This window comes from Ensifer sp. SL37, from assembly GCF_026672675.1.
In the GTDB taxonomy this organism is placed as follows: Bacteria; Pseudomonadota; Alphaproteobacteria; order Rhizobiales; family Rhizobiaceae; genus Ensifer; species Ensifer adhaerens.
This window is the reverse complement of record NZ_JAPPRN010000006.1, coordinates 394,391-413,187: the sequence shown is the minus strand read 5'-3', so window position 1 is coordinate 413,187 and position 18,797 is coordinate 394,391. Positions and strand designations below refer to the sequence as shown.

The window sequence follows — 18,797 nt, the reverse complement described above, 5'->3', positions numbered from 1 at the left end:
GCAGGCCCGCAATAAAGTTGCGGTCAAGGCGACCGAACGTGGACGACCGGTGCGTTTAAGCGCCGCTGGCGGCGCGTTGGCTGAGGGCAGCCAGGTGCCCGTCCCCGCGTAAAAACAGCGGCATAGAACGATTTGATGAATCGGCCTGGCAGCAGAAGCGCAAGGCCGCGGAAATACGGCGCACCGGAATGCCGCATTCCCGAGACGGCTATGTGCCGCAGAAGGTGCGCTGGACTTCCTCTCCCGGGCTCGGCGGAGCCTGGTAGCGGGCAAACTGCGGCTGGTCGGTATAGGGGTTGGCGGTAACTTCGACCAGGGCCTCAAAGAGCGAGAAGTCCGCATCCTCGGTCGCGGCCGCGATCGCCTCTTCGATCCGGTGGTTACGCGGAATAAAGGCCGGGTTGACCGCCGTCATGGCGGTCGCGCGTTCATCCGGCGTCGCCTTCTCGCGGCTGAGACGCTGACGCCACTCTTGCAGCCACGGCCCGATTGCCCCGGTAGAGGCAAAGGTCGAGGCGAGTGCGGCATCGGCGGCCGGGTCGCGGGCGCTGTCGCACAGCCGCCGGAAGGTGAGGGTGAAATCCGCTTCCCCCTGATGCATGGCCGTCAGCAGCGCCTGCAACAGGTCGAGATCTCCCTTTTCGCTCATGGCCAATCCGATCTTGCGCCGCATGCCATCCAGCCAGTGGCGCTGGAAGATCGCGCCGTACTCGCCGAGCGCATCATTGGCCAGTTCCACCGCAGTATCCTGGTTGTCGTCGAAGAGCGGCACCAGGGTTTCTGCCAGGCGCGCCAGGTTCCATTGCCCGATCGCCGGCTGGCTCGCATAGGCATAGCGACCGATCTGATCGATCGAGGAAAACACCTTCTTGGGATCATAGGCATCGAGGAAGGCGCAAGGGCCGAAGTCGATTGTCTCGCCCGAGATCGTCATGTTGTCGGTGTTCATCACGCCATGAATGAAGCCGACGTGCAGCCAGCGCGCGATCAGCTCCGCCTGGCGCGCGGTCACCGCCTTGTAGAAGGCAAGATAGGGCCGTTCAGCGTCCCTGACCTCAGGGTAGTGGCGATCGATCGCGTAGTCGGCAAGCACCTTCACCGACTCCATATCGCCGCGCGCCGCGAAAAATTGGAACGTGCCGACGCGCATATGGCTTGCCGCGACCCGCGTGACGATGGCGCCCGGCAGGATCTGTTCGCGATAGACCGGTTGCCCGGTGACGACGGCGGCAAGCGCCCGTGTCGTCGGAATGCCGAGCGCGTACATCGCCTCGCTGACGATGTACTCGCGCAAGACTGGACCGAGTGCCGCGCGCCCGTCGCCGCGCCGTGAGAAGGGGGTCTGGCCCGGTCCTTTGAGCTGGATGTCGCGCCGCTTCCCGTTGCGGTCGATCACCTCGCCAAGGAGGATCGCCCGGCCATCACCGAGTTGCGGCACGAAGGTGCCGAACTGGTGGCCGGCATAAGCCATGGCAAGCGGATCGGCACCGGCGGGAAGGCGGTTGCCCGAAAAGATCTCGGCGCCCTCGCGTTCGAGCGTCGCCACGTCGAGACCGAGCTCCTCGGCCAATGGCTTGTTGAGCTTGATCAGCCAGGGCTCCGCCACCGGAGTGGGCGCGACGCGCGCGAAGAACTGCTGCGGCAGGCGCGCGTAGCTGTTGTCGAAGGCAAAGGCTTCGGCATTTCCGGTCGGCGAGGCGGGAGCGTAATTCATGACAGGGCGGTCAACGGCCTTTGCCGGGATGTCCGGCTGCCGTCCTTTCCGTTCAAGTCTACACAAACACTGTGGCTTTCGCGAGGGTGGCGACGAGAAGGCGCCCTCCCGCAATTGCTTGCGAGAGGGCCGGGAGGGCGAGGCCCCGCGCCTCAGGCGCTAAGCGCCGTCGGTGGAAGGCAGGCCTCGCAGATTGCCGCGATGTGGCGATGGTCGGTGCCGCAGCAACCGCCAAGGATGCGCAATCGTGGCAAATGCGTCGTCAGTGTTCGATAACGCTGGCCGAGGTCGAGGGGATCCCCGGCATCCAGGATTTCGCTGTTGTCGAGCTCGGCATGGCTCATCCTGGAAGCGTTGGCTCGGATACCGGCGATGCGCTGCGCCCAGGCGCTCCCCGTATCGAGGCTGGTCTCGAAATGATCGGGGTGGGCACAGTTGATCATGTAGTAGTGCGGATAGCCGCCGGTCGCCGCATCAACGGTCTCGATCGCGGCCCGAAGGGTTCGGCCGTCTGGGAGCCGGCCGTCGGTTTCCACCGTGAAGGCAATCGAGCAGGGCATGCCATGGCTCTGGGCCGCCCGGGCAATGCCGGTCGCCTCGTCGATGCTGGTCAGCGTATAGGCGCCGACGATATCGGCGTCACTGGCGGCAAAGGCGGAGATCTGTGGTCCGTGATAATCCTCGGCCTCATCCGCGCTCATGCGGCCCAGGCGATAGCCGTCGCCGCGCGGCCCGATGGCGCCGCTAAGCACGATCGGCGCTTGCGGACGTTCGTACTCGGCGCGCAGTTCCGCCAGCATGTAGATGGCGTTCTGGTTGACCTCGGCCAGGGCCGCGGCGTCATAGCCGAGCTTCACGCCCCAATCGGCGCTGGCGCGCCAGGTGGGTGTGTCGAGCACGAAGCCGGTGCCGTGCTGCTGTGCAATTGCGAGATATCGCTTGTAGTAGTCGAGCAAGCGCCGGCGCCCGTCCGCCGTCGAAATGAGCACGAAGGCGGCAAAATGCGGGAGGGAGATGCCCTCATGAAAGATCAGCGTCGTTTCGATGCCACCGTCACTCAGGAACAGTCCACCCTTCAAGAGCGGCAGGCTGCGTCTGTATTTGGCCATATCGGTCTCCACCGGTTCAGTCTTGGCTGAAGGGCCCGCGGATGCCTCCAACACCGCAGAACCAAGTAAATTTCTGCCTTATGATCATCTTCTAAACTAGACGACTTGCGGTATACTATTGCTAATATACTAAATTAGTGTCGAAAAATCAGTGACTTACTGGCTTGCAGCCGACGCTGCGCTAGGAGCTGGCCGCCGAGTAATTGCTGGAAACCGTACCAATGGTAGGGAGCAGCTAATGCGAAAGGGTGAGGAAACGCGCGCCAGAATCCTCGACGTCGCCGAGGCGGCGGTGCTTGCCAAGGGTTTCGGCGCGACTTCGATCGACGAGCTGATCGCCGAGACCGGCATCACCAAGAGCGGATTCTTCTACCATTTCCGCGACAAGAACGAACTCGCGCGGGCTCTGCTCGAGCGCTACATCGAGAACGACGAGCGCATCTACGACGAGATCTTCGGCCGCGCCCATCAATTGTCAGACGACCCGCTGCAGGCTTTTCTTCTGGGACTGAAGATGCTGTCGGAAATTCTCGCTGACCTGCCGAACGGCCATCCCGGCTGCCTGGTCGCGGTGATGTGCACGCAGGAGCGCGCTTTCGATCGCGAGATCCAGGAGATCAACCGGCAGGCGGCGCTGATGTGGCGTCGGCGTTTCGGCACGATGTTCGAGGCGATCATGCAAGTCTACCGGCCACGCGAGCCGCTCGACGTCGACCATCTGGCCGATATGGTTTCGACCGTGCTTGAAGGCGGCATCATCCTGTCGAAGGCGCTGAAGCAGCCTGAAAGCCTACCGCAGCAGCTGCTCGTACTCCGATCCTTCGTCCGGCTGCTTTTCCAGCCGGCAGCCTGAGCAATTCCAGGAAAAGTGTGACGCGGTTTTCCGTCCGGAATGGCGCCTTGCGGTGCGTCAACCTTCCATATCAAGCGCCAAGGCAGCAAGCTTGCGCACCGTGTTGAGGTTGCGCGCGGTGCCTGGCTTGGCGGCCGGCAGCTTGAACTTCGAACGGCCGGAGCCGTTCGGGAAGTGGATATAGATCTCAGCTCCGGCAACCTGGGCTTCTTCGCCATCGGGCGCCACGAGTTTGTCGAGCGCGTCTGATGGTGCCGGCTCGCGCAGGAAAACGACAAGCAGCAGATTTGGCTTGGCGTCCGGGAAGGGGGCCTGATCGGCGATCGCCTGCAATTGCGCGCCGGTCCTGATCATCACGCCTGGCGCCTTACCGAGCTTTTCCTGAAGTGCGCTGTCCAGCATTGCCGCCGCGTCTGCCGCCGGCAGATCGGAGCGGAACAGCACGTTGCCGCTCTGGATGTAGGTCTTGACGTCGGCAAAGCCGAGCCCTTCGCAGATCGCCTTGAGGTCGGCCATTGGAAGCGATCCCGTACCACCGACATTGACGGCTCGCAGCAGGGCGACGTGGACGGGCATGGCGGGACCTTTCACCTCAGGTGGCAACGGGATGAGAAAAACCGCAAACAGGTTTCCTCATCCCGATCCGTTTACATCTTGCCGGCGACCTTGATGGCAAAGGCGTATTCGAAGGCGATCTCCTCGAGCCGCTGGAAGCGGCCCGAAGCGCCGCCATGGCCGGCGTCCATATTCGTCTTCAACAGGATCGGCGCGCTGCCCGTCGTCTTCTCGCGCAGCCGCGCGACCCACTTCGCCGGCTCCCAATAGGTGACGCGCGGATCGGTGAGACCGCCGAGTGCCAGGATCGCGGGATAGGACTTCGCCTCGACATTGTCGTAGGGCGAGTAGCCGGCGATGATGTCGTAGAACTCGCGGCTCTCGATCGGGTTGCCCCATTCCGGCCATTCCGGCGGGGTCAACGGCAGGGTGTCGTCGAGCATGGTGTTGAGCACGTCGACGAAGGGTACGGCCGCGATAACGCCGGTGAACTTCTCCGGCGCCATATTGGCGATCGCGCCCATGAGCATGCCGCCGGCGGAGCCGCCTTCTGCGACGATCTTCGCGTAGGACGTGAACTTCTGCTGATTCAGATAGTCAGCGGCCGCTATGAAATCCTTGAAGGTATTGGTCTTCTTTGCCATCTTGCCGTCTTCGTACCAGGCAAAGCCGCGATCCTTGCCGCCGCGGATATGGGCGATGGCATAGACGAAGCCGCGATCGGCCAGCGACAGGCAATTGGTGTTGAAGCCGGCCGGAATGGTGATGCCGTAGGCGCCATAGCCATAGAGCAGGCAGGGCGCCGAACCGTCGAGCGGCGTGTCCTTGCGGTAAAGCAGCGTCACCGGCACTTCGGTGCCATCCCAGGACGGCGCGAAGACGCGGCGGGTGACATAGTCGTCCGGGTTGTGGCCCGAAGGCACTTCCTGGGTTTTCAAGAGCGTGCGCGCGCGCGTCGCCATGTCGTAGTCGAAGAGCTGCGACGGCGTGGTCATCGACGAGTAGGAGAAGCGGATGACGTCGGTGTCGTATTCGGCAGCACCGGAAAGGCCGAGCGAATAGGCCTCTTCGGCAAAGGCGATCGCGTGCTCTTCGCCGGTCTTGCGGTCGCGGATGACGATCTCCGGCAGGCCTTCGCGGCGCTGCAGCCAGACGAGGTGGCGGGCATAGGCCATGTGGCTGAGGATCAGTGTGCCGGGCTTATGCGGCACCACCTCGCGCCAATTCTCCTTGCCCGGTGCCGTGACCGGCGCTTCGACGATCTTGAAGTCCTTGGCGCCGTCGGCATTGGTGAGGATGTAGAAGACGTTGCCGCCTTCGGTCATCGCGTATTCGAGCCCGGTGACGCGCTCGGCGACGAGCTTCGGCTCAGCCGTCAGATCCTTTGTCGAGAGCAGTCGGTATTCGCTCGTCTCGTGATCGTGGATGTCGATGTAGATGAAATCGTCGAGCAGCGAGCCGCCGACCGACATGAAGAAGCCGGGATCCGTCTCCTCGAAGACCAGCCGGTCGTCGGTCTGGGCGGTGCCGAGGATATGGTGGAAGATCTTCGACGGGCGGTGGTTGTCGTCGAGCACTGTGTAGAAGAAGCTCTTGCCATCGGGCGCCCAGGCGCCGCCGCCGCCGGTGTTCTCGATCACGTCTGCCAGGTCTTCGCCCGTTGCGAGGTCGCGCACCCGAAGCGTGAAATACTCCGAACCCTTGTCGTCATAGCCCCAGATACCGAGGCTATGGTCGGTCGAATGGTCGAGCCCGCCAAGGCGGAAATAGGCCTTGCCTTCGGCTTCCTTGTCGCCGTCGAGCAGCAATTGTCGGATCGCCTCGTCCTTGTGGTCGCCGTCACGGGGAATGCGGAAGTAACGCGGCTGCTCGCCGCCGGTGACATAGGCATGGCCGTAGGCGAAGGGACCGTCCTTGACCGGGATCGAGCTGTCGTCCTCCTTGATCCGGCCGCGCATCTCGGCAAACAGCGTCTTCTGAAGTGCCTTGGTGTCATCCATCGCCGCATTCATGTAGGCGTTTTCGGCCTCCAGATGCTTGCGGATATCAGGATCGAGGATCGAGGGATCCTTGAACATCGCCTGCCAATTGTCCGCGCGCAGCCAGGCATAGTCGTCGGTGCGGGTAATGCCGTGGCGCGTGTCGCTGACCGGCTTCTTTGCGGCGACGGGAGCTTTGGGGAGGTTGCTGAATACGGACAAGATACGTCTCCGGGATCAATGCGGCGGGAGACAATGAGATAGAGACCCTGTCGAAAGCGATCAAGCGCAATCGAGCTACGCGCGGATCACCGCGGCATCGGGCGGGCGGCTGCCCCTTCCATCGTGGTTGGTAGGGGCAGCGTGTTGCTACGATTATTCGCCGACCTTTCGCCGGTACGCATCAACCGGCAATCCACCGACGCCCCAGTCTTCGAGCGCCACTTCGTCGATGACAACGAAGGTGGTGGCCGGATCCTTGTTGAGCACGGTGTGAAGCAGATCGGTGACGCCCTTGATCAGGGTTGCTTTCTGCTCGGGGGTTGCACCCTCGCGGGTGATCTTGATGTTTACGTAGGGCACAAGCTTCTCCTATTGCGCGGATGCGATGTCGTAATGGAAGACCTTGGCGATGATCTGCCAGCGGCCGTCAAGAAAGACCAGGGACAAAAAGTCGGTGAAGGCCTTCTCGCCGATGGCGCATTGCACCTTGGCAAATGCGGTTACGGGGCCTGCGAACTCGATGGAAAGAATACGGTCGATGCGCGCTTCGTCTCGGCTTTCGGGCGAGGGACGTTTTTCGACGATCGGAAAGTACCTGTTCATGTCGAGTTCGAGCAGGGTTCCGTCCGTTGCGGTGGCATAGAGCGCCTTCGGGTGCAAGACTTGCCTGAGAATGTCGGTGTCGCTGCGATAGAGCCCGTCGAAGTAGCGTTGCAGGACGTCGACGATGGCTGCGAACTGCGGATCCTTCGGTGACGCGCTCATGCCGCGACCAGGCCTTCCGCCTGCATTGCGCTGCGCACGGCAGGACGTGTGCCGATCCGTTGCATGTAGGCTGCGAGATGCGGCCATTGCGTGAGCGCGATCCCGGTGCCGCTGCTCCAGTTGACGACCGTGAAGAGATAGGCGTCGGCGACGGAGAAGACCTCCCCGAGCAGGTAAGGGCGCCCGTCCGCGAGCAGGCTTTCGACATGGGTCAAGCGTTTCGCCACCTGCAGCGTGGCTGCCTCCTTTGCATCGGGGGATGCGGTCGGGTTGAACAGCGGCGAGAAGGCCTTGTGCAGTTCCGATGAGATGAAGTTCAACTGTTCCTGAAGGCGGGTGCGCGCCAGCGTGCCGTTTTCAGGCGCAAGTTTCGCCGCCGGAAAGCGATCGGCGATGTACTGCACCACAGCAGCACCTTCGGTAACGACCTCGCCGCTTTCCAGCACCAGCGCCGGTACGTAGCCCTTGGCGTTGACCGCCTTGTAATCCGCACCGGTCTCGGTGCGATGAGTCTTGGTATCGACCCGGACGATCTCGAAATCGGCACCGGCCTCGTGCAGGCTGATATGGGGGGAAAGCGAACAGGCGCCGGGGGCGTAATAGAGCTTCATCATCTGGTTCCTTCTGAAATGATTGTCCGTTTGTCGAAGACGGCGGAACCTAAGCGGAAGCGATAACCTTTGTATATCAGATAACCTTATGTTACCTCCCTTTCCGGTTTCCCGGCGGTAACTGGAAAGTTTTGCCCATGAGCTTGAAAATTCGGAAAAATCGGGCCGCGGCCTTGCCGCCGAACTGCCCGGTCGGCGAGTGCATGGTGCTACTCGGCGGCGCATGGACGCCGAACATCCTCTGGTCCTTGAGCGCCGGACCGCGCCGCTTCAGCGAACTGAGGATCGACGTGCCCGGTATTTCGGCAAAGGTGCTGAGCACTCGGTTGAAGGAACTTGAGGAGAAGGGTGCTGTCGAGCGGCGGATCATGCCGACGTCGCCGCCTTCCGTGGAATACAGCCTCAGTGAGCTCGGCGCGGAGTTCATCCCGGCCATCCATGCCATCGTCGAGGTCGGCTATCGGCTGAAGCAGCGGCGAGGCGTCGAGGTCGTGCGCAAGGAAACGGCTGCCGCTCCGGTCCCGGTCACCGGTGGGTAAGACCTACCAGCGCCCCTTCAGGCTCTGCACCGCATGCTCGATGAACGCGCGCACCTTCGGCGTTTGCGCCTGGCGGTCGGCAAAGCAGGCATAGAAATCGAAGGGCTCGTGGTCGGTGCTGGCCAATCCCTCCTGCGGCAGTTCGCCGAACAGCGGCACCACCAGCCCGCGTTCGATCAGCGGCGCTGCGATGAAGGCGCCGAGCCGGGTGATGCCGGCGCCGGCGATCGCCATCTCGGCGAGCGTGTCGATATCGTTGCTGACGATCGTCGCCTTCAGTTCCGGCTCGAAGCGCAGGCCGTCGCGGGTAAACGCCCAGCGAAAGATCCGGCCATGCCCCGCATAGCGGTAGACGAGGCAATCGTGGTGCACGAGATCTTCGGGTTGCTGCGGGCGGCCGCGTCGCTCCAGATAGGAGGGGGCTGCACAGATGATCATCGGCACGGAGGCAAGCTTGCGGGCAATCAGCCCCTGTTCGAGCTGCAGGCCGAAGCGCACGCTGATGTCGATGCCTTCGCCGATATGATCGATCTCGCGGTCGGTGACGACGAGCTCGATCGAGACATCCGGATACCGGGCGGCGAAGGAGGGGACGAGCGGCGCCACCACATGACGACCGAAGGCGACGGATGAGGCGATCTTGAGCGGCCCGCGCGGCTCGGTGCTGAGTGCCGAAACGGCGGCGGCTGCAAGCTCCAGCTCGTGTACGACGCCGCGCACCCTCTCGTAGTAAATCCGCCCGCTCTCGGTCAGGCCCAACTGGCGCGTGGTGCGGCTGAGCAGCCGGCTGCCGAGCGTTCGCTCCAGGCGGGCGATGTTCTGGCTCGCGGAAGCGGGTGTAATCCCGAGCTTTCGTGCCGCCGCGGCGATGCTGCCTTCCTCGACGCTCCTGACGAAACTCTCGACGCCACGCAAAGTGTCCATAATCCAATCCATCGAATAGAAACATCTATTCGATAGTTTTGCCTGTTTCTGAACAAGGCTGCAATGGCCTACCTGGCTGCGACGCGATCCGTATAGTGCAGCCAGAAACGAGGGGGTGGTCCCCTCGATCAAACCAGGAGACTTCTGATGGAAGACACCCTATCGGCGCCGCGGCTCGCGCGCAGCCGCAAGCTGCCGCCGCGTGCGGCCCCCGTTGCCTTCGCCTTCTTCATGTCGGCGATCATGGCGTTCCTGATGTGCTGCGTCATCGTCGGCGTCAACACCGGCATCGACGCCGGCTACCCGGCCCGCGTGCTCGGTTCCTACGCGCTCGCCATGCCCGTCGCCTTCGTCTGCGTGCTCATGGTCCGCCCCGTGGTCGCGCGGCTGGTCGGCGTCGTCTGCCGCCTGCCGGGCTGACAAGACCCCGTCCCGGAAAACCGGGACGGGCGGCGTGCCCACGTCGTCATGGGATAAGGGGCGCTCTCGTCGTGAAATCCATTCAGTTGCAATTCAGCCGAGGGGTCGCATTCTGTTTTCTGCCGCAACGACTGGCGGTCTGATCAAGGGGCAATGGAGATGGGCATGTTGAACAAGCTGGTGCAGGCGGCCATTCTGGCCGGGGCGCTCTCCACCGCACTTCCCGCTACCGCAAGCACGTTCGCCGCCTGGGAAGTGTCCGGGGTCGACTGGAACGACGTGCTCAACGCGCGCGCCTGGCCATCCTCCTCCTCGGCGATCCGCGCCGGCTATCCCAACGGCACGAAACTGCAGATGACCGGCCGCTGCATGAACGGTGTCGATCTCAAGCGCATCGCCCGCTGGTCGGCTTCCGCCCAGCGCCAGGCCGTGCGGGCCACCTGGTGCCAGATTTGGCACGATCCGCAGCGCAGTGGAAACTGGCAGGAGGGCTGGGTTTACGGCAAGTTCATCCGGCCGGCGCGCTTCTGACACGTTTGGGCGATGACGATAAAGCGTCGGCGTGGCTGGCAAACAACAGCCCTGGTCGCATACTCCCGTATAAAGCACAGCGTTGCTTTGTTTTATCGGGAGCAGAGGTATCGTGAACAATACCTATGGCAGGCTTGCCTCTCATGTTTATAATTTAGACAAATATATTGGAAAGTCCTTCGGCGACATCGAGTATTATCGGCAGAGGCTGGACGGCTATCGTGGGCCGATCCTCGAACCAGCCGTCGGCAACGGCCGAGCGCTGATCCCGTTGCTGGAGGCCGGTTTCGATGTCTGCGGGTTTGATGCCTCGCAGGACATGCTCGACTATTGTCTCGCCCAATGCGCCGGCCGCGACTTAGCGCCGGCCCTGTCTCGCCAGACCTTCGAGACCTTCACCTATGCAAAGCGCTTCGATGCGATTGTCGTGCCCGCCGGTTCGTTGCAGCTGATCGCCGACCATGCAGCGGCATCAGCCGTGCTGAAGCGCTTTTACGATCACCTGGCGCCGGGTGGTCGATTGATCTTCGATCTTTACCCGGGCGACATGGTCGCCGACCTGCAGCCGAATATCCGCAGCTGGCAAACGGAGGCGGGCGACCTTTTGACCCTGACCAGCCAGCGGGTGAAGACCGACATCCTCGGCCAGACGACCGTTTCGCACCTGCGCTACGACCTCTGGCAAGAGGGACGGCTGGCGTCGAGTGAGCTCGAATTCTTCACCATGCGCTGGTGGGGCGTTCAGGAAATGGCACTGACGCTGCAGGCAGCCGGTTTCGCCGATATCGTCGTTTCCGGCGATTATGCCTTCGGTAGAGTTCCACGAGATGGTGACCACGTGGTCACCTTCGAATGCCGACGCCCGGTATAGATCGCGCGCCGAAGCAAACCGGACAAAAGAGCCACGCCCGGTCGCCCGGGCGTGGCTTCGGTTATCAGCGGCAACGGGCCGCGGCGTTGCCCTGATCGAGCTTCACGCCGTTGACGGTCAGCACCGAACCCGGCGACTGGGTGATCGTCCCGGCCGACCAGCCGTTGTCGAGCAAGCAATCCTTCGGCGTGTTGCTCACGCTGACATTGCCGTTGATGTCTTCGGTCGGGCCCGAGAAGTAGAGGCCCGCCTTGCCAGCTTTGTCGACGGTCATGTTCTTCAGCACGACGTCGCGCACCGGTCCTCCAAGGAACTCGAACTCGTTGCCGTAGATGAAGGCGCCATAGGTGCCGGCATTCGTTACCTTGACGTCCTCAAGCGAAATCCTCGAGACCGGATTGAAGAAGATGCCGGCGTTGCGGGTACCGTCGACGGTCAGTCCCTTGACGTTGACGTTGGTGGTCGTCGCATCGAGGTTCGGGCTCGAGACCAGCATCAGACCGTTGATGCCGCCAAAGAGCCGCATGTCGTTGATCGCGACGTTGGAGGTGCCCTGCAGCACAACGAGATCCATGTCCCGGTCCTGCTTGGCATTGTCGACCGTTACGCGGTTGAGCCTGACATCCTTGCCGGCGACGAGCAGCACGCCTTCGCGGCGGGAGTTGCTGATCGTCACCTTGTCGAGCGTGACGTTCTGCGTGCCGGTGACCAGTTCGTAGTCTGTCCGTCCGACCTTCCTGAACTCGCCGCCGGCAAAGACCCCATAGGTGACCTTGTCGATGTCAGTGTCGCGCACCGTCACGTTTCGGCTGCCGACGGAGCTGACGGCGGCATAGGGCGCCTTGTTGGGGTTGTAGATCGAGAATTCGCAGGTCGTGTTGTTCTCGCAAATATAGAGGTCGTGGATGCGGCTGTCCTGAACCAGCGCGCCATTAACGCGCGTGAAGCGAATGCCGTCGTGGTTGGTGGCGGCAATGTCGACCTTGTCGACGGTGACATCTGCGGCGTTCGTGGCCGAAATGCCGGCTAGGCCGCCGCGGACCGAAAGCGACGAGATGGTGCTGCCCGACGCCATGGCAATCACGTCCTGGGCCGGGTTGTAGCCGGTGATCGTGGTGGCCGCACCCTGATTGACGAAGGTTGCGGTCGCGCCGCTGCGCGCGCCGCTAACGGCAATTGCGCCGCCGCCGCCAAGGAGTGTCTGGCCGCTGCCGAGCGCGAGTGTGCGGTCGAGACCGAGGTTGCCGTCCGCGAGGATCAGCGCGTCGGCGCCGGCAGCCCCGATCAGGGCGTTGATGTCGGAGGCATTGCCGGAAGCCGAGGAAACGGTCACCACCCGGCCGGCGTTACGGCCGGTGCCGGCAAGCTGCGCGGCCTCGACTTCGCCGGTGGCGCCCGCATGGGTGCGGATGCGGGTGGCGCGCTCGACACGCTGGGTCATCGGATCGAAGGCATCGGCGGTCGAGCCGGTCGCGCCGAACGGGATGCGCAGCCGTGCCATGACGGCGCCCTTCAGCTTGTCCTCGTTGTCATAGGTGCCGGTCACGCCGAGCGAGACGGTCGATCCCTCGGAAAGGCCCGGCAGGTCGGCAAAGGTCAGTTCCGCACGCAGCTTGGCGCCGAACATGTCGCCGAGGTTGCGGCCGCCATACCAGTAGCTGCCGCCGAAAACCTTCAGCTGAACGTTGGAGTCTTCCGCAAAGACAGGCAGGCGCCCGCCGATTTCGGCGTCGATGCCGCGTCGCGCCCGTTCCTTGCCTTCCTGGAAGACGAGCACGTGGTCGCGCACATAGGCGGCATTGAAGGCGCTCAGCGTCTTGGCGCCGGTCAAAGGCAGATAGAAGTTGCTGCGCATTTCGAGGTCACCGCTGAGCGCCTCGAGGCCGAAGGACAGCTGGCTGAAGGCGTTGCCGTGGTCGCTCTTCAGATAGTCGTAGTAGCCGTAGCCGCCGATGACCCATTGGTCGTTGGCGCGGAAACGATAGCCCACGCCGACGGAGCCCTGGCGGACGGAATCGTTGGCAATGGCCCCGCGTGTATCGATGAAAATCGCATCGCCCGAATCGAGCACGAAGGGGAGGAAAAAGCCGCCGCCGGCAGCTGACCCGCCGCTGAAGAAGCCGCCTTCGATTTCCGCCTGCGGACGAAAATCCACCGCCAGCGCGGGGCTCGAAAGAAGGGTGCTGCTCGCCAGGGCAGCCGCAAGAAAATTCTTATTTTTCATATTATTAACTCCGCATGAATGCGACCTTGGGCGAGGCCGATTGGGCATGCGGTTAAAATATGTGAGTATAATACTCAAGTTTATTGATCGGTTATCTGGGAACTATCCAGCGGCGTGTTGACGCAGGCCGCCCGCGCGGGAACGAGCGGCCATCGTCCGGGTTCGGTCAGGCCCTGAGAGCCTCGGCATTGTCCTTGGCGTAGGTTTCCAGGCTACGCGGCTCGTGGCCTGTCAATATCTTTACGTCGCCGGTAGGGTTTGCCACCCAGCCTTCGCGCACGGGATGGAAGATCGACGCGAGGAAGCGGGCGTAGTCCTCGGGCACCCCGGCGCCGACCAGCACGCCGACGAAGGTCTCGTCATCGACAGGCGTGTAGGCGATGGGCTTAACGGTCACGCGTGACAGGATCGATGCCGCCTCGCCGTAGCTCAGCGCTTCCGGCCCGGTGAGGTTGAAGGCGCGGCCGTTGAAGGCTTCGCTGGTCAACGCTGCCACGATGCTTTCGGCAATGTCGCGTGTATCGATGAAGCTCGTCCTGCCTTCGGCCGCCGGAACCGCGATCGCGCCGTGGCGGATACCCTCGATCCAGTAGCTCTGGAAATTGTCGGAGAACCAGTTTGGCCGGAGGATGACGAAGGGTGTTCCGGTTTTCTCGAGCTGCAGCTCAAGTTGGCGATAGGGGATGTTGTCGTCCGCATCGACGCCGATGACGGTCATCAGCACGACCTTGATGCCGCGCGCGGCAGCGGCGGCCATGATCGGTCCGACCAGCCCGACCGGGTCGAGATATCCCGCCGGTGTCAGAACGAACAGGCGGTCGACGCCGTCGAGCGCCGGGCCAAAGGTCGTGGCATCCTCGTAGTCGAAGGCGACGGCTTCCGCGCCATCAACGGCTGTCGCCTTTCGGGACGCAGCCCTGACCGTTTCGCCACGTGCGACCAGCGCCCGTACCACCTTGCTGCCGATCGTCCCGTTCGATCCAAGAACCAGAATCTTGCCTGCCATCACCGTTCTCCTAAGTATCCAAATGAAACCATGTTGCGGATGGATACTGGATATTGGTCCGGGAAAATGCTGTAAAGGAGGCAGTTTTTGGTGACATGGTTTCCGCCCGGAAACCGCGATGGGGTGCCCGATGGAGTACGACGTCTATATCCAGACCTGTCCGACCCGCCTGGTGCTGGACAGGCTTGCCGACAAATGGGCCGTGCTGGTGCTTGGAAAGCTCGATGAACAGCCGGTGCGCTTCAACCAGTTGAAGCGCGAGATCGACGGCATCTCGCAGAAGGTGCTGTCGCAGACCCTGAAGAAGCTGGAGCGGGACGGGCTCGTCAGCCGCAGCGTCTTTGCGACGGTGCCGGTGACCGTGGAATATGCGATCACTCCGCTCGGTCGCACGCTGACCTCGACGGTCGCGGCGCTGACGCGCTGGGCGGAGGAGAACATCGAGGCTGTGCTGCAAGCCCAGCAAAAATACGACCGCAGCGCCTGAGGCGGCTGCGGCCGGCAAGTTTGCCACTGGCGCAAAGGCGCCTGTGGCCTGGGAGAGAGGATCAGGCGACGAGCTTGAGGCCGATGCCCCAGGGGTCGACGAGGCTGTGGCCATTGCCGTTGCGGCTGACAGCGATTTCCAGCGTATCGAGCTTCGCGAGCGCCGCTGTGAGCTCGCCCGGCTCCTTGTACTGGATCGTGTAATCCGAAAGTCCGGTCATGTGGCCTTCGCGCTTCGGCGCACCCCGCGAGTTCCAGATATTGGCGGCGACGTGATGGTGGTACTTGCCCGCGCCGAAGAAGCTCGCGCCGGGATAGCGTGCCATCAGCCCCAGGCCCAGCACGTCGCGGAAGAAAGCATCGGCCTGAGGAATATCGGACACCTGCAGATGGATATGGCCGATGGCCGTCCCGTCCGCCATGCCGCCCCAATTGTCCTTGGGTGCTTCGTCGTAGAGCGCCTGCAGATCGAGCGGCAGCGTATCCATGCCGACGGTCCCATCCGGCTTAAACGTCCATTCGCTCCGCGGTCGGTCGCGATAGACTTCGATGCCGTTGCCTTCCGGATCGGCGAGGTAAATCGCCTCGCTGACCAGGTGGTCGGACGCGCCCTGCAGCCTGATATTGTTGTGCGCGATATGGGCGAGCCAGCGGCCGAGTTCTTCGCGGCTCGGAACAAGAAAGGCGTTGTGGAAGAGGCCAGGCGCGTTGCGTGGCGCCCGCGCGGCGTTGCCTTCGGTCGTCAGCGTCAGCAGCGGGTGGCCATTGACGCCCAGCGTCTCGCCGCTCTTGCTCGCTTCGATCGGGCTCAGGCCCATGATCTTCTGATACCAGGCGGACACGGCCGGCAGATCCTGGACGACCAGATGCGCATGCTCGACATGCGCGGGCATGGCAAGCGCATGGTCGGTTGGCATGTCGAAAGTCTCCTGCGAGGTCATGTCTGTCTCCTTGGCATCGAAGCTACGGCCGGTTCGCCGTTTCAGTTTCATCGAAACTGTTGAGAATATGGGCCGCCTCGTTCGTTCACGGAAGCCTGTCAGTCACTTGATGTTGTGTTCGACGCGCGTTGACAGTGGTTGTCGTCGCCCTACCTCATTTCGAGTGGGGCCATGCGCGCGCAGCGCTTTCGATTTGATTTCAATCAAAGCCGAAGATGCCGTCGAGGCGCAATCTTGAGACGAGGGATTGGCCTGTGGCAACAGCCTGGCGATCCGCGTGGGCAACAGAAGGAGTACAGCATGTACAAGAAGATCATCGTCCCGATTGCCATGGATCAGCTCGAACACGGCGAGTCCGTGCTCGGCATTGCCGAAAAGCTGATCGATGAGGGGGGCGAGATTATCCTGCTCAACGTCGTCGAGGATCTGAACGCCTATGCGCAAGGCTACATGATCGTGGATTTCCCGCTGGAAATGGTCGAGGAATCCCGAAAGCAGGCGTTAAAGACGCTTGAGGCGCTCAAAACCAAGCATGGGATCAAGGGCCGCATCGAAATCCGCACCGGCGGGGCCGCCGGCACCATCAACGCCCTTGCCAGCGAAGAAAACGCCGATCTCGTCATCATCGCGTCCCATCGGCCGGGCCTCATCGACTACTTCATCGGATCGACGGCAAGCCGGGTCGTCAGCCATTGCCCCTGCGCCGTTCTCGTCGACCGGTAAGCCACGAACAACAAGAGCGCATGCGGCGCGAGACCTTCGCGCCGCCACCGCCAAGGAGTCTTCAGATGGACAAACATGGGCTTGACGACTTTCACGACCGCCTGACACGCCGCAAGGCGGAGCTGCAGGGGCGTCTGGTCAGGATCGAGCACGATCTCGATGAGCCGATGAACGCTGATGTCCCGGACCGGGTGACCGAGCGGGAAGGGGACGAGGTTCTCGAAGGCCTTGGCCTTGCGGGCCAGGAGGAGATCCGTGCGATCGATGCCGCGCTCGATCGGATCGCCGCCGGCACCTTCGGAACCTGCGTGCGCTGCGGCCTGCCGATTTCGGCGGCGCGCCTGCAGGCTGTGCCTCATGCGCCACTCTGTCAGGAGTGCGCGGCCGAGGTCGCCCGCGGCGGGCGTTGACGTCAGGCGGTCGGACCGCTCGCCAAATCCACTTTCAGTCGGGGAAGGAACCGCCCGGGGATCACGCTCGACGCGACGACCCCGTCATCGATTGCCCCCATGCGGCGGTAAAAGTCGGCAGCGCCGGGATCCGCATCGATCGTCATGACCATTGCGCCGCGCTTGCGGGCGGCTGCGACGCACCAGTCGAAAAGCTGCCGGCCAATGCCTGCCGCCCGTGCTTCCGGCTCGATGAACAGCTTGTCCAGTTCAACCACCTGGCCGCTCCCGCGGACCTGCGCCAGGCCGAGGATGCGCTCGCCCTCCATGGCGACCTGAAGCTCCGAATCCATCCAGTCGTCGGCTGTGAGCGTCAAAGCCGCGCGGCATGCCTCAAGGAAGGCGGCGTCATAACCCCAAACGGCCTTTGATCGCACGCAGAGGTCGCTGAGCGCGGCCGCCTGATCCGGCTGAGGGCTACGCAAGACTGACATGATGATCCTCCCGATCGCATCCTTCGGCCGTTCATGTGGTCATCGCCGTGGCCTTCGGCAAGTCTCCCGTCAAACTTCTCAGACCGGTCATGCGATTGTTGTAATGCGTTGCAAAAGTTGATGCTTTTGCCATGTCCCTGCTTCTTTGCCGCGGCGCGGCCTTGTGGCAGGATGGTGGAAACGTTGCGGTGTGACGGGGCATGCGCGCCGCCGGAGAAGAAAAGGCTCGGGGAGAGGGAAGACGTGGAATTCGCAGGCGTCAAATGGAACTATGACCGTTCGGAACTGATTGCCGACGGCATCGTTCACGGCATCGGCCTGGCGGCTGCCTTGGTTGGCGTGACCGCGCTGATCTTCTACGCAACGCTGTGGAGCACGACCGGCCAGCTTGCCGCCGCCGCCGTCTATGGCGCGGGACTGCTCGCGACGCTCTCGATCTCGTTTCTTTACAACCTCTATCCGGTTTCACGCACCAAGTGGTTCCTGCGCCGCTTCGACCATTCCTCGATCTTCGTCTTGATCGCCGCGACCTATACGCCCTTCCTGCAGCGCGGCCTCGATGATCCCTTCCTGTTCGTGATGCTGATCGGCATCTGGGCGATCGCCGGTCTGGGCGTCGCCATCAAGTGCTTTTTCCCGGGCCGCTTCGACCGGCTGGCGATCCTGCTCTATCTCGCCATGGGATGGAGCGGCGTGCTCGCGGTCGGCCCGCTGCTGTCGGCGCTGACGGCAACGACGCTCGTGCTGATCCTGATCGGCGGCATTATCTATTCTGCCGGCGTGATCTTCCATGTGTGGGAAAAGCTGCGCTTCCAGAACGCCATCTGGCATGGCTTCGTCGTAACCGGAGCGGCGGTACACTATTCGGCCGTGCTGACCTGTTTCAGCGCCGCGTCCTGAGCGGCGATCAGTTTGGCGCTTCGCCGGCGGCCGCGGCGACCGGTGGATGCTGGCAACCTTCTGAAGGTCTCAGCGCCTCCGCCATGCGCGAAATCACGCCATCGAAGCTGGTGAGCCGGGTCTTGCGGTACTGCAGGCGGAAATAGGCGGCGCTGCCGTCACAGAGCGCGATCGCCCGGGTGTAGAACACTTCGTCACCGCGCGCGCCCGAGAAACTCGCCCAGGCGGCCGTCACACGCGAATAGGAAATCCGCCAGTCACCCTCCCGCTCGTAGCCCATGCGGTCGTTGACGTCGGTCTCGAAGTCACCGTCCATGAGCGTGCTGCCGAAGACCGAAAGGGTCGCGCCGTTGTCGTTGGCGTGAAAACTCGCGCCATCGCTATTGTCGCCCTGGCTCTGCAGCTCGAAACCGGGAGGAATGTCGAGCACGTAGCCAAAGCGGGCGTTGGCGTAGGGAACCCAGTCTTCGGCCGCCGTCGCTGTGAGGGCGGAGGGCAGCAGCAATGCGAGTGCTGTCAGGATGCGTAGCATGCGGACCTC

General features: G+C 62.9%; 22 protein-coding genes. 9 read left to right on the top strand and 13 right to left on the bottom strand.

Annotated elements, in window-relative coordinates:
- Positions 1–208: 208 nt before the first annotated feature.
- Together OVA00_RS14170 and OVA00_RS14165 are read right to left on the bottom strand one after the other, a co-directional pair.
- Positions 209–1,714 (bottom strand): protein adenylyltransferase SelO, encoded by a 1,506-nt coding sequence (locus tag OVA00_RS14170; RefSeq protein WP_268089212.1) that lies wholly within the window; start codon positions 1,712–1,714, stop codon positions 209–211.
- Positions 1,715–1,866: 152 nt separating this feature from the next.
- Positions 1,867–2,823 carry a homocysteine S-methyltransferase family protein gene (locus OVA00_RS14165; protein ID WP_034789288.1) on the bottom strand — a complete coding sequence of 319 codons (957 nt, stop codon included), beginning with the start codon at positions 2,821–2,823 and terminating at the stop codon, positions 1,867–1,869.
- Positions 2,824–3,061: 238 nt separating this feature from the next.
- On the opposite strand from OVA00_RS14165, the gene OVA00_RS14160 reads away from it, so the two are divergent.
- The gene (locus tag OVA00_RS14160; protein WP_268089210.1) at positions 3,062–3,676 is read left to right on the top strand and encodes a TetR/AcrR family transcriptional regulator; all 615 of its coding nucleotides are present in this window, start codon (positions 3,062–3,064) and stop codon (positions 3,674–3,676) included.
- A 57-nt stretch (positions 3,677–3,733) separates the two neighbouring features.
- Here OVA00_RS14160 and OVA00_RS14155 read toward each other — a convergent pair whose 3' ends face one another.
- From OVA00_RS14155 to gstA, 5 genes are all read right to left on the bottom strand, one after another.
- The gene (locus tag OVA00_RS14155) at positions 3,734–4,252 is read right to left on the bottom strand and encodes a DUF1697 domain-containing protein (protein ID WP_112770418.1); all 519 of its coding nucleotides are present in this window, start codon (positions 4,250–4,252) and stop codon (positions 3,734–3,736) included.
- Positions 4,253–4,323: 71 nt separating this feature from the next.
- A complete protein-coding gene (locus OVA00_RS14150; protein ID WP_089043861.1) occupies positions 4,324–6,432 on the bottom strand; it encodes a S9 family peptidase in 2,109 nt (702 codons plus the stop codon).
- Between the two features lie 153 nt (positions 6,433–6,585).
- A complete protein-coding gene (locus OVA00_RS14145; RefSeq protein WP_060584287.1) occupies positions 6,586–6,792 on the bottom strand; it encodes a tautomerase family protein in 207 nt (68 codons plus the stop codon).
- Between the two features lie 9 nt (positions 6,793–6,801).
- Entirely contained in the window at positions 6,802–7,197 is a 396-nt protein-coding gene (locus tag OVA00_RS14140; protein ID WP_268089208.1) for a nuclear transport factor 2 family protein, read from the bottom strand.
- Complete coding sequence (gstA, locus tag OVA00_RS14135) at positions 7,194–7,808, bottom strand: glutathione transferase GstA (protein WP_268089206.1); 615 nt, start codon at positions 7,806–7,808, stop codon at positions 7,194–7,196. The genes OVA00_RS14140 and gstA overlap by 4 nt, the downstream gene beginning before the upstream one ends.
- Positions 7,809–7,945: 137 nt before the next feature.
- Between gstA and OVA00_RS14130 the strand changes: the two genes are divergently transcribed.
- Positions 7,946–8,347 (top strand): winged helix-turn-helix transcriptional regulator, encoded by a 402-nt coding sequence (locus OVA00_RS14130; RefSeq protein ID WP_060584291.1) that lies wholly within the window; start codon positions 7,946–7,948, stop codon positions 8,345–8,347.
- A gap of 3 nt (positions 8,348–8,350) precedes the next feature.
- Here the strand turns inward: OVA00_RS14130 and OVA00_RS14125 are convergent, their stop codons facing one another.
- Complete coding sequence (locus OVA00_RS14125; RefSeq protein WP_034789469.1) at positions 8,351–9,271, bottom strand: LysR family transcriptional regulator; 921 nt, start codon at positions 9,269–9,271, stop codon at positions 8,351–8,353.
- 147 nt (positions 9,272–9,418) lie between these two features.
- Here OVA00_RS14125 and OVA00_RS14120 point away from each other — a divergent pair, with 147 nt between their 5' ends.
- From OVA00_RS14120 to OVA00_RS14110, 3 genes are all read left to right on the top strand, one after another.
- Positions 9,419–9,691, top strand: coding sequence for a DUF2798 domain-containing protein (locus tag OVA00_RS14120; protein ID WP_060516228.1), 273 nt, complete (start codon positions 9,419–9,421; stop codon positions 9,689–9,691).
- Positions 9,692–9,856: 165 nt separating this feature from the next.
- Positions 9,857–10,222 (top strand): SH3 domain-containing protein, encoded by a 366-nt coding sequence (locus tag OVA00_RS14115; RefSeq protein WP_112975671.1) that lies wholly within the window; start codon positions 9,857–9,859, stop codon positions 10,220–10,222.
- A gap of 112 nt (positions 10,223–10,334) precedes the next feature.
- Entirely contained in the window at positions 10,335–11,093 is a 759-nt protein-coding gene (locus tag OVA00_RS14110) for a class I SAM-dependent methyltransferase (protein ID WP_268089202.1), read from the top strand.
- A 64-nt stretch (positions 11,094–11,157) separates the two neighbouring features.
- Here OVA00_RS14110 and OVA00_RS14105 read toward each other — a convergent pair whose 3' ends face one another.
- Together OVA00_RS14105 and OVA00_RS14100 are read right to left on the bottom strand one after the other, a co-directional pair.
- Complete coding sequence (locus OVA00_RS14105) at positions 11,158–13,317, bottom strand: inverse autotransporter beta domain-containing protein (RefSeq protein WP_268089200.1); 2,160 nt, start codon at positions 13,315–13,317, stop codon at positions 11,158–11,160.
- Positions 13,318–13,483: 166 nt separating this feature from the next.
- Positions 13,484–14,323, bottom strand: coding sequence for an SDR family oxidoreductase (locus tag OVA00_RS14100; RefSeq protein ID WP_268089199.1), 840 nt, complete (start codon positions 14,321–14,323; stop codon positions 13,484–13,486).
- A 118-nt stretch (positions 14,324–14,441) separates the two neighbouring features.
- Between OVA00_RS14100 and OVA00_RS14095 the strand changes: the two genes are divergently transcribed.
- Positions 14,442–14,810 carry a winged helix-turn-helix transcriptional regulator gene (locus tag OVA00_RS14095; protein ID WP_370689517.1) on the top strand — a complete coding sequence of 123 codons (369 nt, stop codon included), beginning with the start codon at positions 14,442–14,444 and terminating at the stop codon, positions 14,808–14,810.
- Between the two features lie 61 nt (positions 14,811–14,871).
- Here the strand turns inward: OVA00_RS14095 and OVA00_RS14090 are convergent, their stop codons facing one another.
- Entirely contained in the window at positions 14,872–15,750 is an 879-nt protein-coding gene (locus OVA00_RS14090) for a VOC family protein (RefSeq protein WP_034789472.1), read from the bottom strand.
- A 300-nt stretch (positions 15,751–16,050) separates the two neighbouring features.
- Between OVA00_RS14090 and OVA00_RS14085 the strand changes: the two genes are divergently transcribed.
- The gene (locus OVA00_RS14085; RefSeq protein ID WP_029742913.1) at positions 16,051–16,473 is read left to right on the top strand and encodes a universal stress protein; all 423 of its coding nucleotides are present in this window, start codon (positions 16,051–16,053) and stop codon (positions 16,471–16,473) included.
- A gap of 65 nt (positions 16,474–16,538) precedes the next feature.
- Positions 16,539–16,883, top strand: a complete 345-nt coding sequence (locus OVA00_RS14080; RefSeq protein ID WP_029742914.1) for a TraR/DksA family transcriptional regulator — start codon at positions 16,539–16,541, stop codon at positions 16,881–16,883.
- A 2-nt stretch (positions 16,884–16,885) separates the two neighbouring features.
- Here the strand turns inward: OVA00_RS14080 and OVA00_RS14075 are convergent, their stop codons facing one another.
- On the bottom strand, positions 16,886–17,356 hold the full coding sequence (locus OVA00_RS14075) for a GNAT family N-acetyltransferase (RefSeq protein WP_268089197.1): 471 nt from the start codon (positions 17,354–17,356) through the stop codon (positions 16,886–16,888).
- Positions 17,357–17,599: 243 nt separating this feature from the next.
- Between OVA00_RS14075 and trhA the strand changes: the two genes are divergently transcribed.
- A complete protein-coding gene (trhA, locus tag OVA00_RS14070) occupies positions 17,600–18,256 on the top strand; it encodes a PAQR family membrane homeostasis protein TrhA (protein WP_029742916.1) in 657 nt (218 codons plus the stop codon).
- A gap of 7 nt (positions 18,257–18,263) precedes the next feature.
- Here the strand turns inward: trhA and OVA00_RS14065 are convergent, their stop codons facing one another.
- Positions 18,264–18,788, bottom strand: a complete 525-nt coding sequence (locus OVA00_RS14065; RefSeq protein WP_268089196.1) for a hypothetical protein — start codon at positions 18,786–18,788, stop codon at positions 18,264–18,266.
- Positions 18,789–18,797: the final 9 nt, after the last annotated feature.

Bases quoted from the DNA above. Each gene is read 5' to 3' on its own strand.
- OVA00_RS14170 (WP_268089212.1), bottom strand. From the start codon at position 1,714: ATGAATTACGCTCCCGCCTCGCCGACCGGAAATGCCGAAGCCTTTGCC.
- OVA00_RS14165 (WP_034789288.1), bottom strand. From the start codon at position 2,823: ATGGCCAAATACAGACGCAGCCTGCCGCTCTTGAAGGGTGGACTGTTC.
- OVA00_RS14160 (WP_268089210.1), top strand. From the start codon at position 3,062: ATGCGAAAGGGTGAGGAAACGCGCGCCAGAATCCTCGACGTCGCCGAG.
- OVA00_RS14155 (WP_112770418.1), bottom strand. From the start codon at position 4,252: ATGCCCGTCCACGTCGCCCTGCTGCGAGCCGTCAATGTCGGTGGTACG.
- OVA00_RS14140 (WP_268089208.1), bottom strand. From the start codon at position 7,197: ATGAGCGCGTCACCGAAGGATCCGCAGTTCGCAGCCATCGTCGACGTC.
- gstA (WP_268089206.1), bottom strand. From the start codon at position 7,808: ATGAAGCTCTATTACGCCCCCGGCGCCTGTTCGCTTTCCCCCCATATC.
- OVA00_RS14130 (WP_060584291.1), top strand. From the start codon at position 7,946: ATGAGCTTGAAAATTCGGAAAAATCGGGCCGCGGCCTTGCCGCCGAAC.
- OVA00_RS14125 (WP_034789469.1), bottom strand. From the start codon at position 9,271: ATGGACACTTTGCGTGGCGTCGAGAGTTTCGTCAGGAGCGTCGAGGAA.
- OVA00_RS14120 (WP_060516228.1), top strand. From the start codon at position 9,419: ATGGAAGACACCCTATCGGCGCCGCGGCTCGCGCGCAGCCGCAAGCTG.
- OVA00_RS14115 (WP_112975671.1), top strand. From the start codon at position 9,857: ATGTTGAACAAGCTGGTGCAGGCGGCCATTCTGGCCGGGGCGCTCTCC.
- OVA00_RS14105 (WP_268089200.1), bottom strand. From the start codon at position 13,317: ATGAAAAATAAGAATTTTCTTGCGGCTGCCCTGGCGAGCAGCACCCTT.
- OVA00_RS14100 (WP_268089199.1), bottom strand. From the start codon at position 14,323: ATGGCAGGCAAGATTCTGGTTCTTGGATCGAACGGGACGATCGGCAGC.
- OVA00_RS14095 (WP_370689517.1), top strand. From the start codon at position 14,442: ATGGGGTGCCCGATGGAGTACGACGTCTATATCCAGACCTGTCCGACC.
- OVA00_RS14090 (WP_034789472.1), bottom strand. From the start codon at position 15,750: ATGACCTCGCAGGAGACTTTCGACATGCCAACCGACCATGCGCTTGCC.
- OVA00_RS14085 (WP_029742913.1), top strand. From the start codon at position 16,051: ATGTACAAGAAGATCATCGTCCCGATTGCCATGGATCAGCTCGAACAC.
- OVA00_RS14080 (WP_029742914.1), top strand. From the start codon at position 16,539: ATGGACAAACATGGGCTTGACGACTTTCACGACCGCCTGACACGCCGC.
- OVA00_RS14075 (WP_268089197.1), bottom strand. From the start codon at position 17,356: ATGTCAGTCTTGCGTAGCCCTCAGCCGGATCAGGCGGCCGCGCTCAGC.
- OVA00_RS14065 (WP_268089196.1), bottom strand. From the start codon at position 18,788: ATGCTACGCATCCTGACAGCACTCGCATTGCTGCTGCCCTCCGCCCTC.